11 protein-coding genes and 1 tRNA gene are annotated in these 13,617 nt (G+C 63.6%); 9 read left to right on the forward strand and 3 right to left on the reverse strand.

All coding sequences use genetic code 11. From position 1 onward, the window contains the following. Nucleotides 1–39: 39 nt before the first annotated feature. Together AB0J29_RS20965 and kstD are read right to left on the reverse strand one after the other, a co-directional pair. Nucleotides 40–900, reverse strand: coding sequence for a MaoC/PaaZ C-terminal domain-containing protein (locus AB0J29_RS20965; RefSeq protein WP_364788495.1), 861 nt, complete (start codon nt 898–900; stop codon nt 40–42). 97 nt (nt 901–997) lie between these two features. After that, nucleotides 998–2,713, reverse strand: coding sequence for a 3-oxosteroid 1-dehydrogenase (gene kstD, locus AB0J29_RS20970; RefSeq protein WP_364788498.1), 1,716 nt, complete (start codon nt 2,711–2,713; stop codon nt 998–1,000). A gap of 114 nt (nt 2,714–2,827) precedes the next feature. Here kstD and AB0J29_RS20975 point away from each other — a divergent pair, with 114 nt between their 5' ends. The 8 genes from AB0J29_RS20975 to AB0J29_RS21010 all read left to right on the forward strand — a co-directional run bounded on the left by AB0J29_RS20975 (nt 2,828) and on the right by AB0J29_RS21010 (nt 11,841). After that, entirely contained in the window at nt 2,828–4,540 is a 1,713-nt protein-coding gene (locus tag AB0J29_RS20975; RefSeq protein ID WP_364788502.1) for an FAD-binding protein, read from the forward strand. Between the two features lies 1 nt (nt 4,541). Beyond that, nucleotides 4,542–5,327: a 2-keto-4-pentenoate hydratase gene (locus tag AB0J29_RS20980; protein WP_364788505.1), complete on the forward strand. Its 786-nt coding sequence runs from the start codon at nt 4,542–4,544 to the stop codon at nt 5,325–5,327. Nucleotides 5,328–5,337: 10 nt separating this feature from the next. Beyond that, nucleotides 5,338–6,249 (forward strand): acetaldehyde dehydrogenase (acetylating), encoded by a 912-nt coding sequence (locus AB0J29_RS20985; RefSeq protein ID WP_364788508.1) that lies wholly within the window; start codon nt 5,338–5,340, stop codon nt 6,247–6,249. A 12-nt stretch (nt 6,250–6,261) separates the two neighbouring features. Beyond that, nucleotides 6,262–7,296: a 4-hydroxy-2-oxovalerate aldolase gene (gene dmpG / locus AB0J29_RS20990; RefSeq protein ID WP_364788511.1), complete on the forward strand. Its 1,035-nt coding sequence runs from the start codon at nt 6,262–6,264 to the stop codon at nt 7,294–7,296. 722 nt (nt 7,297–8,018) lie between these two features. Continuing rightward, complete coding sequence (locus tag AB0J29_RS20995; RefSeq protein WP_364788514.1) at nt 8,019–8,465, forward strand: DUF4231 domain-containing protein; 447 nt, start codon at nt 8,019–8,021, stop codon at nt 8,463–8,465. A gap of 89 nt (nt 8,466–8,554) precedes the next feature. Continuing rightward, nucleotides 8,555–9,820 (forward strand): TIR domain-containing protein, encoded by a 1,266-nt coding sequence (locus AB0J29_RS21000; protein ID WP_364788517.1) that lies wholly within the window; start codon nt 8,555–8,557, stop codon nt 9,818–9,820. Continuing rightward, entirely contained in the window at nt 9,796–10,725 is a 930-nt protein-coding gene (locus AB0J29_RS21005; protein ID WP_364788520.1) for a PfkB family carbohydrate kinase, read from the forward strand. Before AB0J29_RS21000 ends, AB0J29_RS21005 begins: the two co-directional genes overlap by 25 nt. Next, entirely contained in the window at nt 10,726–11,841 is a 1,116-nt protein-coding gene (locus tag AB0J29_RS21010) for a toll/interleukin-1 receptor domain-containing protein (RefSeq protein ID WP_364788523.1), read from the forward strand. Between the two features lie 26 nt (nt 11,842–11,867). Here AB0J29_RS21010 and AB0J29_RS21015 read toward each other — a convergent pair whose 3' ends face one another. After that, a complete protein-coding gene (locus tag AB0J29_RS21015; protein WP_364788526.1) occupies nt 11,868–13,265 on the reverse strand; it encodes a DUF4041 domain-containing protein in 1,398 nt (465 codons plus the stop codon). 223 nt (nt 13,266–13,488) lie between these two features. On the opposite strand from AB0J29_RS21015, the gene AB0J29_RS21020 reads away from it, so the two are divergent. Continuing rightward, nucleotides 13,489–13,550, forward strand: a tRNA-Phe gene (locus AB0J29_RS21020). Nucleotides 13,551–13,617 lie beyond the last annotated feature (67 nt).

Consider the following 13,617-nt stretch of genomic DNA (forward strand, 5'->3'; position numbering starts at 1 on the left):
GTGGCGGGTTTGTTCGCCACCACCACATGGTTCGGGCGCTCAGGTGAAGCGCAGGCTGACGTCGGCGAGTACCGGCGCGTCGTCGCGGTCCACGACGGTGGCACTGATGATCAGCTCGCCCTCGGTGCGCCAGATTCTGGTGCGGATGGTTTCGCCCGGGTAGAGCACACCGGCGAAGCGGGCGCGGAATCCGGTGACCCGGCTCGCATCCGAATCGAGCACGGTGTCGGTGGCCGTTTTGCAGACGATGCCGTAGGTGCACAGGCCGTGCAGGATCGGGTTGGGGAAGCCGGCGGCGCGGGCGAATTCGGGGTCCGAGTGCAGGGGGTTGCGGTCGCCACACATGCGATACAGCAGCGCCTGCTGGGGCAGGGTCGGCGTGGTGACATCGAAATCCGGTGCGCGGTCAGGGAGTTCGGCCTTGGTGCTCGGGCCGCGTTCGCCGCCGAAGCCGCCCTCACCCTTGGCGAAAATGGATGAGCGTGCGGTCCAGAGCGGTTGACCGTCGGAACCCGTGACCGTCTGCTCCTGGACCACTACCGCGGCCGAGCCCTTGTCCCAGAGTTCGGTAATGCGTCCGGTGCCGGTCGCTTTGCCCGACGCCGGAATCGGGCGATGCACCTCGACCTCTTGATGGCCGTGCACCACCTTCGCCAGATCGATATCGATGCCAGGGAACTTGACCTGCGGCGGTTCGGTGTCGTGGAAGGTGGCCGCCACGGTCGCGAAAGTGGGCAGCACCTGCGGCGCGCGATCGTCGAGGTAGCGCAGTTCGGCCGCATCGGTCCAGCGCGTACCCGCCCCGAGCCCCAGCTGGTACAGCTGCACATCCGACGGCGTCCAAGCGAACTCCCGGCTCGGAAGTTCCGCGCCGAGCGCGATATTCGGGTCGATGGGCATCCCAGGTTCTCCTTGTGCATATTCGTCGTATCAATCGTGCGGCGGCCGCGCCGCGGCGGGCAAGGTGGCGTCCGTTCCGTGCGACGCCACGCCCGGCCTACGCCTGCGCGGTGTCCGCGGCCGACAGCCGCTTCTTGCGCTCGGCGATATCCAGCACCGCCAGGTAGCCGAAGGTTATCGCCGGACCGATGGTCGCGCCGGGACCCGCGTACGTATGACCCATTACGGGTGTCGCGCTATTGCCGGAGGCGTACAGGCCCTCGATCGCCGTGCCGTCCTCGCGCAGGACCCGCCCGGCGGTATCGGCGACCAGGCCGCCCTTGGTGCCGAGGTCGCCCGGCACGATCTTGGCCGCGTAGAACGGGCCCTGCACCAGCCCGGCCAGGCACGGGTTCGGCTTTACGGTCGGATCGCCGTAGTACCGGTCGTAGTGGCTGTTGCCGCGGCCGTAATCCTCGTCCTTACCGGTCGCGGCGAAGGTGTTGAATCGCTCGACGGTCGCGGTCAGATTCTCGGCGGGCACACCGATCTTGGTGGCCAGCTCCGCGAGGCTGTCGGCCTTGACGATCAGGTCGTTTTCCATCCAGCGGGATGGGAACCGCTGACCAGGCTGCAGTCCGGCGAAGATGTAGCGGTTCCGGTAGCGCTGGTCGAACACCAGCCATGCGGGGATGTTCTCGCCCGGACCCTCACCCTGCCCGTATTCGCCGCCGTACATGGTGTGCACGGCCTCGACGTAAGGAGCGGACTCATTTCCGAATCGCTTACCGTCGCCGTTGACCATGATGGTGCCGGGCAGATTCCGTTCGGCCAGCGCGAACCACGGCTTACCGCCCTTGAAGATGGTCGGCCCCCACCAGGAATCCGCCATGAAGTCGACCGCGCCGCCGACTTCCATCCCGGCGTTGATGCCGTCGCCGGTATTGGCGGCCGCACCGGTGGTCCACTCGGTGGTGATGGGCTGGCGCTGGTATTTGGTGCGCATCTCGGCGTTGTGCTCGAAACCGCCGCTGCCGAGCACCACGCCGTATTTCGCGGTGAACCGCACGGTCTCGCCGTTCTGCTCGGCCTCGACACCGGTGACCACGCCGTCCTCCACGACGAGTTTGGTCAGCGGAGTGTTCAACAGCAGCGGTACCTTCGCGTCCATGAGCCCCTTGCGCATGGCGGCGATGATCGCCTGTCCCATGCCGAGGATGTGCTTGCCGGTCCATTTGGCGAAGTAGGTGCGGGCGCCGACGCGCATGGCCCGCATGATGCCCTTGGGGTGGCGCCGGATCAGATTGAGCCGGACGAAGTCGGCCTGCATGACGACGACATTGAGCGGTGCCTTGGCATACGGCGGCTCCAGGTTGAACCGCTCCGCGCCGAGGGTCTTGGCATCGAACGGCGCGGGTTCGCACGAGCGACCCTGGCCGAGGCCGCCGGGGGCCTCCGGGTAGTAGTCGGAGTAGCCGGGCACCCACTTCATCTTCAGCGGGGTGTGTTCGAGCACGAAGTCGAAGGCCTCCGCACCACGGTCGATGTAGGTGTCGATCCGGTCCTTCGGCACCACGTCGCCGATGATGCTGTGCAGATAGGTGCGGGCGTCCTCGCGGTCATCGGGACGGCCGGAATCCTGCAGAGCCTTATTGCCGGGGATCCACACGCCACCGCCGGAGCGTGCGGTCGATCCGCCGTAGTGCGCGGCCTTCTCGATGACGACCACGCTCAGCCCGTGGTTGGCCGCGGCCAGGGCGGCGGTCATCCCGGCGGCGCCGCTGCCGACCACTACCACGTCATAGCTGTGCGGATCATTAACCGGATCAGTCATGTAGAACACGTTATAGAATGGGACCGCATTTGGTCTATGTTGAGTGGCAGAAGACGCACTCGACGTTCCATTCGCCGAGAAAACTTGTTTCAGTTTATGACCGGAGTGAGGTACATGGGCCGTGTTGTTTCGAGCGACCTGCAAGCAGTCGCCAGCGGCGTTGTTTCGAGCGACCTGCAAGCAGTCGCCAGCGGCGACTGGGACCTGACCGCGGATGTGGTCGTTGTCGGCTACGGCGCGGCGGGGGCCGCTGCCGCACTGGAAGCGACCGAGGCGGGTGCGCAGGTGCTGGTGCTGGAGCGTTTCGCCGGTGGTGGGGCTTCGGCGTTGTCCGGCGGCATCATCTACGCGGGCGGTGGCACTTCGGTGCAGCACGACGCCGGGGTACGCGATACGCCGGAACAGATGCTGGCCTACCTCGAGCGGGAGGTCGGCACGGCCGTCACGCCCGAGACGCTGCGGCGGTTCGTGGCCGAGAGTCCGGCGCTGATCGAGTGGCTGAAGGGGCACGGGGTGCCGTTCGAGGCATCGCTGTGTCCGTACAAGACCTCGTATCCGAATGACAGCTACTACCTGTACTACTCCGGTAGTGAGGTCTCCGGTTATGGCCGCGAGGTCGCGACGCCCGCGCAACGCGGACATCGGGTCAAGGGCAAGGGCACATCCGGGAAGAAGCTCACCGGTCCGCTCGCCGCGTCGGCGTCGCGGCGCGGGGTTCGGGTGGAAACCCTCACGCAGGTAACGCGATTGATCACCGATGCCAACGGCGCGGTAATCGGCGTCGAATGCGAGTCACTGCGCGACGCACCAGGGCGGATCCGGGATCGCTACACCCGGATAGCGAAAATCGCGGCCAAGCCGGGCATTTACTATCCGCCGCTGCGCAAAGCGCTGGAGCGACGGCTCGCGAAGCTGGATCGCCGGTACCGCACGACAATTCGGGTTCGGGCTCGTCGCGGTGTGGTGCTCAGCGCGGGCGGATTCATCGCGAATCGGGAGATGCTGCGGGAATACGGGCCGCAGTACCGCGGCGGCCTCGCGCTCGGGACCACCGGTGATGACGGCCGCGGCATCCGGATGGCCGAACAGGTCGGTGCGGCGACGGATCGGATGGGCAATATCTCGGCGTGGCGATTCATCTTGCCGCCCAGTGCTTTTACCGGTTCTGTGCTGGTCGACGCGGAGGGGCGCCGGGTTATCGATGAGACCCGCTACGGCGCCGCGGTCGGTCACGCGCTGATCACCGAGCACGGCGGCAAGGGTTGGCTGCTCGCCGACAACGAACTCATGCGCACCGCGATCTCCCAGATTCGGACACAGTCGGCCTGGTTTCAGCGCGGACAGTTCGAGGCCATGCGGCGCGGTGCCGTGCGCGGCGAAACCCTGGGTGCCGTGGCGGCAAAGGCCGGTATCAATGCCGATGGGTTGCGCGCCACCGTCGCCGAGCACAATGCCGCCATCACGAATGGCGCGCCCGATCCGGTCGGTAAGCCCGCCGAATTCACCAAAACGGTGGGGGCCGGCCCGTTCTGGTTGTTGGATGTGGGTATCAAACCGAGCGTCATCAATCCGTGCCCGATGCTCACCCTCGGCGGTGTCGTCGTCGACGAAGACACCGGAGCGGTGAAATCCACTGCCGGAACCGATATTCCCGGCCTGTTCGCGGCCGGGCGGACGGCGATCGGCATCTGCTCGGACTCCTATGTCAGTGGATTGTCCCTGGCCGACTGCATTTTTTCCGGTCGGCGTGCGGGGAGATTCGCCGCAGACACCGTAGGGCTTTCGCGGGCGGCGCTGCCCGAAGCGACAACAGTGGAAGGAAATTAGCTTGCTGTCCGACGCTATACGAATCGAATTGGCCGATGAACTAGCGGCCGCCGAACGCGATCGGGTCGGCATCGACCCGCTCATCGCCAGGCATCCCGATATCGATGTCGTCGATGCCTATGAGATCCAGCTGATCAATATCCGGCGCAAACTCGATAACGGTGCCAAGGTGGTCGGGCACAAGGTCGGGCTGTCATCGCTGGCGATGCAGCAGATGATGGGTGTGGACGAACCCGATTACGGTCATCTGCTCGCGGATATGGAGGTCTTCGAGGATGTTCCGGTCGAGGCCGCGCGCTATCTCATTCCGCGAGTCGAGGTCGAGGTCGGATTCATTCTCGGCGCGGACCTGCCCGGCGAAGATTGCACCGAGGCCGATGTCCTTGCCGCGACGGTCGCCTACGCGCCGTCCATCGAGCTGATCGATTCGCGGATCAAGGATTGGAAGATCGGGCTGGCCGACACCATTTCCGATAATGCGTCCTCGGCCGGTTTCGTGCTGGGCGCGGCGCGAGTCGCGCCGAAAGACCTGGATATCAAGGCCATTGATGCGGTGCTCACCCGCAATGGCGAAGTGATCGCGCAGGGCCGCAGCGATGCGGTGCTCGGCGATCCGGTGATCGCGGTGGCCTGGTTGGCGCGCAAGGTCGCCGGTTTCGGGGTGCGGTTGAAGGCGGGCGACATCGTGCTGCCCGGTTCCTGCACCCGCGCCATCGATGCCCGCGCGGGCGATTCGTTCCTTGCCGAGTTCACCGGACTCGGTTCTGTCCGTTTGCAATTCAAGTAGGAGGCTTGCCGTGTCCGAAACGGGGACCGTCACCGCCGCGATCGTCGGATCCGGCAATATCAGCACCGATCTGCTGTACAAACTGCTGCGCTCCACCACGGTGCAACCGAAGTGGATGATCGGAATCGACCCGGAGAGCGAGGGTTTGAAGCGTGCCCGCGGGCTCGGGCTGGAAACCTCGCACGAGGGTGTCGACTGGTTGCTGACGCAGTCGGAACTGCCGGATCTGGTATTCGAGGCGACCTCGGCGTATGTGCATCGGGCAGCCGCCCCGAAGTACGCCGAGGCCGGAATTCGCGCGGTCGATCTCACGCCCGCCGCGGTCGGGCCCGCCGTGGTGCCGCCGGTGAATCTCGGCGCGAATCTCGATGCGCCGAATGTCAATATGATCACCTGCGGTGGTCAGGCCACCATTCCGATCGTCGCGGCGGTATCGCGCGTGGTGCCGGTGCCCTATGCCGAAATCGTCGCCTCGGTGTCGTCGGTGTCCGCCGGACCGGGCACCCGCGCCAATATCGATGAGTTCACCAAGACCACCTCGCGTGGTGTGGAAACCATCGGCGGTGCGCAGCGCGGCAAGGCGATTATCATCCTGAACCCGGCTGAACCGCCGATGATCATGCGCGACACCATCTTCTGTGCGATTCCCGAGGACGCCGATACCGAGGCGATCGCGGATTCCGTTCATCGGATGGTCGCCGATATCCAGAAATACGTGCCCGGTTACCGGCTGCTGAACGAACCGCAATTCGACCCGCCGTCGGTGGTTTCCGGTGGGATGGCGAAGGTTTCGGTATTCGTCGAGGTCGAGGGTGCGGGCGACTTCCTGCCACCGTACGCGGGCAACCTCGACATCATGACCGCGGCCGCCACCCAGGTCGGCGAGGTCATGGCACAGCAGATTCTGTCGGCCCGGGTGTAAAGGAGCTCAACCATGGCATATTCCGCAGAACTCGACATCCGCATCACCGACACCTCGCTGCGTGACGGCTCGCACCACAAGCGCCACCAGTTCACCGCCGACGATGTGCGCAATATCGTGACTGCGCTCGATGGCGCCGGTGTGCCGGTCATCGAGGTGACACACGGCGACGGCCTCGGCGGCTCGTCGTTCAACTACGGCTTCTCGCACACTCCCGAGCAGGAGTTGGTCAAGATCGCCGCGGAGACAGCGAAGCAGGCCAAGATCGCGGTGCTCATGCTGCCCGGCGTCGGCGTCAAGGAGGACATCAAGATCTCCCAGGACAACGGTGCGTCGATCTGCCGCATCGCCACGCACTGCACCGAGGCGGACGTCTCGATCCAGCACTTCGGCCTCGCGCGGGAACTGGGATTGGAAACCGTCGGCTTCCTGATGATGTCGCACACCCAGCCGCCGGAGGCGCTGGCCAAGCAGGCGCGCATCATGGCCGATGCCGGATGCCAGTGTGTTTATGTGGTCGACTCCGCGGGTGCGCTTGTGCTCGAGCAGGTTTCGGATCGGGTGGCGGCACTGGTCGCCGAACTCGGCGACGACGCCCAGGTCGGCTTCCACGGGCACGAGAACCTGGACCTGGCGGTCGCCAACTCGGTCTACGCGGTTCGTGCCGGTGCGAAGCAAATCGATGGCAGCGCAAGGCGGTTCGGTGCGGGCGCGGGTAATACACCCGTCGAGGCATTCGTCGGTGTCTGCGACAAGCTGGGCGTCAAGACCGGTATCGATTTCTTCGCGATCGCCGATGCCGCCGAGGATGTGGTGCGGCCCGTCATGCCACAGGAATGCCTGCTGGACCGCCAGTCCCTGATGATGGGCTACGCGGGTGTGTACTCCAGCTTCCTCAAGCATGCCGAGCGTCAGGCCGAACGCTATGGGGTCTCGGCGGCCGAAATGCTGGTGCGCGCGGGCAAGCGCAAGCTGGTCGGTGGCCAGGAGGACCAGCTGATCGATATCGCGCTCGAACTCCAGCGCGAGGCGTCTGTCTCTGCCTGATACCTCCCCGAAAAGGCCGCGACCAGTTCGGTCGCGGCCTTTTCGGGCCAATAGCGCTAGATGCGTGAGATAGTTCGGTTACGACGGATTGGCGCGAGTTGTGTGGCGACATCAGCCGCCACGTACTGCGGAATCGGAGCCAAGGGGTGATCATGCCTCGAATCGGCATAACTGGACATATCGATCTCACGGCGCGGACGCTCGACCTGGTGCGGCGAGCTATCGCTGCTCGTCTTACGTGTCTGGCAGGAGCCGACCTTGTCGGTGTGAGTTGTATTGCGGGAGGTGCCGATTCGGTATTCGCCGAGGTAGTTCTCGATGTGGGCGGTGCGCTCGAGGTGGTCTTGCCTGCGCGACGGTACCGCGAATTGGCGGTTGGCGATGAGCGCAGAGCGCAGTTCGATGTATTGCTGCGGCAGGCTCGAGGTGTCTGCGTTATGGACTTCGAGGATCCTGGTCCGGAGGCCTACCGCGCGGCGAACTTGGCGGTCATTTCGTCGTGTGACGCACTGTTCGCCGTGTGGGACGGTAAGGAGGGAGGTCGCGGGAGCACCGCATCAGCTGTTGCGGACGCTTGCGCGGCTGGGCTCGCTGTCGACGTGATTTGGCCGGGTGGCTCTGCACGAAGGCGTCCGGCAGAATTCGGAAGTGTCAGTGCGCCAACATGATTGCGTATTTTATCCAGCCAGGTTTACACTGCTGCCCTGATGTGAGGGGGCGCGATGACAGCAGCAGACGGGCGGAGGAACGAATCAGATCCGGTGTGGGCCCGGTTGACTGACCAACGCGACTGGTACGAGCAGAAGAGTGGCTCGGCGCAACGTGCGTACCGATGGGTCAAGCTCGGTCAGATCGCTGTTGGCGCAGCCATTCCGGTGGTCGCTCTGACGACAACCGCGATCGCGACAGCGGTGCTCTCGGCTGTCGTCGTCGTGGCAGAAGGCGCCCAGCAGCTGTTCCAATGGCAGACCAACTGGCTGTCCTATCGAGCCACCGCGGAAGCGCTCAAACACGAACAGGTTCTCTACGCCGCCGAGATCGGCGTCTACGCCAGCCCCGACCGGCGACGCGTCCTTGCCGAACGGGTGGAAAGCCTTGTCTCGCAAGAGAACAGTCGATGGTCCGAGATTCAGCAACGCGGAGGCGAAGGCGAGAGAACCCCCGGATGAGACCGCCATGGACCCGTCAAGCTCAACGCCGATTCCAGACCTTCAAGTAAAATTGTGTGCGTTCCATACCATGATGGCGGGGAGTGGTCGTGGCCGTTTTCATCAGCTACCACAGCAGCAAACGCCTGGTTGTCGAACATGTGGCCGCCTACTTCTCGCGACATGAGCTGACCACATGGTATGCACCGCGTGATGTGCCGCCGGGTTCGGATTGGGACGAGGCGATCGCCCATGCCATCCGAAACTCGAATGCCTTGGTGTTGTTGTTCTGCGCGGCGGCGGACACGAGCGTCCATGTGAAGCGTGAAATTCTGTTGGCGGACAGGGCGAGAATACCGATCTACTGGCTTCGACTCGAGGAGCTCGAGCCGGAGAAGCTGGGTTACTTCCTTGCTCCGACCCAATGGATCGACTGGCTGGATCGACGCGACAGCACCTTGGATTCCTTGGTGCGCGATCTCAAGAGTCCCGCACTGAGCGGCCGACCATTACCCATTGCACCCGACCACCAGCCCCAAGCGAATGCGCCTGAGCCGGGTTGGCCCGCCGGGATCGCCGTCTTCGACACCGACCGAACAGCAGCAGAGGCCGCCGCTCATGTGTACTTCCGTGTTGCCCAGCAATCCCCAGACGGGAGCGTGGTTCTTCCCACCGGCCGTGCCGCAACTCTGCTGTTCCGCGGCATGCTCCGCATCGCCGACCAGTATGCCCCACGTCCGTTCGGAGAGGCGCGAATCCTTTCCGACACAGAAACATTCGGAGTCCACACACAGCACTACTCGTCGAGGACTCGACATGTCGTGGAGACCTTGATCGAACCTCTCACCGCGCGAGGTTTCGGCCCCGACCGGCTACAGCTCCACCTGCTGTCCGGACAGATCTCCGACCGAGACCCGATTCTGGAAACCCAACGGATACTTCGCCAGTGGCCATCGGTGGTGCACGGTGTGTCGATCTCACCCAGTGGCGAGGTCTTGGGCTACGAAGTAGGCGCCTACACCGATACGGATGGAATCACTACGGATGGCTGCCGAATCGTCGAGCTCAGCGAGCACGGGCGACGGTACATCGACCCCAACCAGCCTTCGAAGTCGGTGCTGACGATTGGTCTAGCTTCCGCCATCGAGTGTCCGGCCCTCATGGTGCTGGCGTTCGACAGAAGCAAGGCCCGAATCATTCGCCAAATGATGAGCTACTCCGACACCGCCGGTGTCCCCGCCACCCTGCTGCGCCGTAACGAGCGCGCGGTAGTCGTCGCTACCAAACACGTCGCCGAGGCCGCGGAGATCTCTTATACACACGTCATCGATTCACCGGAAGAAGGAAGCGAATGGATATTGAACCGATTTCGTTGACCAAGTCACCTACCGTCGCCGTGGTCGGCATGGCAACCATGGACTACCTATATCTGCTCGACAGCCACGTCAAGGAAGACTCGGAAAACGAAGTCAGGAAGCATTACGTTGGCGTCGGTGGCCCAGCCGGACGAGGTTCCATTACCGCTGCCCGCCTGGGCGGGCACGTCCGTGTCTACGCGATGTGCGGGACGGGTTTACATGCCGACGTTCTGAAGCAGAACATGGTCGCCGAGTCGCTTGATTGCCACTTCTTCGAAGTGGATCAGGACTCCCAGCATTCCTGCTGCCTTCTGGCCGCCGACACCGGGACTCGAACCACTATCTGGATCGGCCAGCCGAGCGCCGACGAACGGCTTCTGACTGTCCTCGATGACGCGTTTCGCGGCGCGGCAGCGGCGTTGCTTGACTGCACCGACCACATCCTCACCAAGACAGCCATCGAATCATGCCAGCGACAAGGAATTCCGATAGTCATCGATACCGGCTCGTACAAGCCTTACAGCGAGGATTTCCTCAACGGCGTGGACTACATCGTGTCCCCCGCGAAGTTCTTTCGCCGTCGCCACCCGGATCTCAGCCTGGAAGACGCAATGGCCCGTACATTCGCCGACTTCGGGCCGAAGGCACTCGTCGCAACGCAGGCCGAAGCTGGCGGGCTGTACATGGACCAGACCGGACTACGGTCCTACGACGCGGCAGAAGTCGCGACCGTCGACAGCTGCGGAGCCGGAGACACCTTCCACGGCGCCTTCGCATTCGCGATCGCCGCCGGAGCAGACCTGCCTTTGACACTCGACATCGCCGCATGGGCAGCAGCCTCGAAATGCGCGGTCCTCGGCAACGACGGTATCCCGCACGCAGCGGATCTGACACGTCATCTTGCGCAGCGGGCAGCTCGATAGGTGGCTGATGCCATGCGGCGGTCAGCATCGCGGGACGACGCAGCGAACTTCTTCGTGAGCTATACCTGTAGCGATCAGGGTTGGGCGGAGTGGATTGCGTGGCAGCTCGAGGATGCCGGGTACAGCGTGCGTGTCCAAGCCTGGGATTTCGGGCCGGGTGCACATTTTGTTGACGAAATGCACAAGGCCGCTTCCGCTGAGCGCACCATTGCCATTCTGTCGGCCGCCTATCACGAATCGCCTTACGCTGCCGCAGAGTGGCAGGCAGCCTGGCGATCTGACCCGGATGGAAACCACCGACGGCTCCTGGTATTTCGGATCGAAGACTGCGAAATGACCGGACTTCTGGGTCAACTGGTGGCAGTTGACCTGTTCGGAACCGACGAAGACGGCGCGAAGTGCAGACTGCTCGACGCGGTACGGAACGGTCGGAGAAAACCGTCTGTGCCGCCGGTCTTCCCAGGGACATCACGGCCAGCCAAGCGTCCCGTGTTCCCCGGGGGTATTAGCCCAACCGGATTCGGCGCGACCCCAACCCGGCCCCATGGAACCGTGGACTCCTTCAGCTCCGGCAGCAGCGAGACCGAGGCGCTATTCGCGGGTGGCCAGCTTTTCGCCGAGCAGGATGACCGCGCCCAAGCGGAGCAGTTGTGGCGGCGTGCCGCAGCGCAAGGACACACCGGCGCGATGAACAATCTCGCCAACCTTCTCTATGCGCAGCGGCAGGTCCGCCAAGCGCACGAGTGGTATCGCGAAGCTGCCGAGCGCGGCAACGTCGACGCGATGGGAAATCTGGCGAACCTGTTGCAGGCGGCACGAAGAGTTAGCGACGCCGAACAGTGGTGGCACCGAGCTGCGGAGGCTGGCAATACCGACTCCATGTACAACCTGGCTATCATGCTCGACAAGGCGCGTCGCTACGACGAAGCCCTCGTCTGGTATCGGCGCGCCGCCGAAGCCGATCATACCGATGCGATGCACAATCTCGCGATTCGACTCCGCTACCGCGGACAACTGGAAGAGGCATCGACCTGGTGGGACCGCAGCGGACATAAGCGTGCGCAACGCGCCAGTGAAAAGCTTCGCGGTCCAGTCTCACATAAACAGTCACGGTGACAGGACGAAGAGGTTCCCACGCAACGTCATTCCTGATCCGCAGCACGTTCGGCGGCGCGGCTCTGGCGAAATTCCGTGGCTTCGGCGATCTCGTTGAATACGATGAGCTGTCCAGTCAGTTTCTGGAGGTGATCGCGCACCTCGGCGGGGGTGGTGTGGAAGAATTCACGGCGCTTGTTGACCTTGTTGACTCTCCTGTCCGCGAGCAGTCGATGCATCTCTTCTTCGATGCCAACCGCGTCATAATCGAAGAACATGGTGTGAAGATCGTATTTGAACGGCACCGCTGCGCTGCTTAATTCACGGATGCGATCTCTCGGGTCGTGCCGGCGTGTCACACCGATCTGGATCACGCCCTCGCCGAACGCGCCGATATTGGAGATGACATACACGCATCCGGCGCGAATGTTCTCTTCCTTGGTTTTGACGACGGTCAGGCGACTTTCCAGGTCTTCCAACTCTGCTCGCAGGTCGCCTGCACGGGCGGTGTCCGTGTTGCCTGCGGCCTCGAGTTCGGTGAGGTCATTGACGCAGTGCTGTTGCTGTCGTTCGAGTGCCTCTCGCTCGCGAGCAAGTTCTCGACGAACGTTGTTCTCTTCTCGGAGCTTGTCGCGTTGTTCGCGTTCCTCGTCTTTCTGGCGTGCGAGTATTTCGAGGTAGTCGGCGGTCAGTTCGAGCTCCTGGTGACGGAGCGCATGGTACTTGGGCGCTACCTGCAGCTGCATTGTCTCTCCCAGCCGCTCCAAGATCTCGGCGACCTTGTTGAGGCGCTGCTGCGCGTTGGGCAGTTTGTGCGGCTTGAGACCGCGAACGAGGTTGTCGGCCTCGGCGTTGTAGGCACGCAGCATCAGCGTGGAGTATTCGCGGATCATCTTGCGTCCCTTGCTGGCCGAGTCGCCGACGACCCAGGCCGTTGACGCTTGGATCGCGCCGCCATCGCGCCGGGCCATCTCCTTGATTTCACCTTGGAGATGCGTCAGAGCATCACGGAATCCGACCGCGTCCGACAGCGGATGGCGATATTCGTAGATGCCGACCTCCTGCAGCACCTGCTCCTCTCGAGTCTTGATCAGCTGCGAGCGCAGGTCATCGAGTTGCGCTTGCTCCGCGGTGATCTGGGCGGCGAGTTGGTTTCGGAGCCGTTGCAGCTCGATGATCTCAAGTCCGCCGGTGCTGTCCAATTGCGCTCGTAGTCTTTGATTGTCAGCGAGCGCTTCTGCCAGCACCTGCGACTGACGCTTCGCGTAGGCACGGGCGCCGAGCAGTGGTACTTTCCCGGCCTGTGCAACGGCGGGCTGGGGCTGCTCGGCGGTCGCTTCGGCAGAGGCGGGTGCTCGGGTATCGGTCCATTCCGTGCCGTTCCAGTACCGCAAGAACGCGGTGTCCTGAGGGTCGGGATACCAGTTCGGTGGGACAGTTGCCATGATTCCCCTTGCCGCAGTCGGTATTTCGAGGATGCCAGGACGGACCGACGCTTGGAGGCCGAACGCGGGATTGCGGCACATGGCACGCAGGCGGCAGCACCGCCGCCATGAATCGATATCGCCCTCGAACTCCAACGTGAGGCGTCCGATTCCGCATGATCGTTCGCGTACCGGGGCAGTTCGATTCCGATCTGCGTCACAATAGTTTTCGCCACGGTTTCTCAGCTCAGCTGGCAGAGCACTCGGTTGAAGCCCGAGATGTCGAAGGTTCGAATCCTGCTGAGGGCACCGTATTTTCGGGGGTAGCGGGCTTGTCTGGCAAGCCCGTGCCTTCGGCGTTCAGAAAGCTCGG

It is taken from the genome of Nocardia sp. NPDC049707, assembly GCF_040674855.1.
Lineage (GTDB): Bacteria > Actinomycetota > Actinomycetes > Mycobacteriales > Mycobacteriaceae > Nocardia.

What these genes read in the sequence shown, in the direction of transcription:
- AB0J29_RS20965 (WP_364788495.1), bottom strand. Translation starts at nt 900, where the DNA reads ATGCCCATCGACCCGAATATCGCGCTCGGCGCGGAACTTCCGAGCCGG.
- kstD (WP_364788498.1), bottom strand. Translation starts at nt 2,713, where the DNA reads ATGACTGATCCGGTTAATGATCCGCACAGCTATGACGTGGTAGTGGTC.
- AB0J29_RS20975 (WP_364788502.1), top strand. Translation starts at nt 2,828, where the DNA reads ATGGGCCGTGTTGTTTCGAGCGACCTGCAAGCAGTCGCCAGCGGCGTT.
- dmpG (WP_364788511.1), top strand. Translation starts at nt 6,262, where the DNA reads ATGGCATATTCCGCAGAACTCGACATCCGCATCACCGACACCTCGCTG.
- AB0J29_RS20995 (WP_364788514.1), top strand. Translation starts at nt 8,019, where the DNA reads ATGACAGCAGCAGACGGGCGGAGGAACGAATCAGATCCGGTGTGGGCC.
- AB0J29_RS21005 (WP_364788520.1), top strand. Translation starts at nt 9,796, where the DNA reads ATGGATATTGAACCGATTTCGTTGACCAAGTCACCTACCGTCGCCGTG.
- AB0J29_RS21015 (WP_364788526.1), bottom strand. Translation starts at nt 13,265, where the DNA reads ATGGCAACTGTCCCACCGAACTGGTATCCCGACCCTCAGGACACCGCG.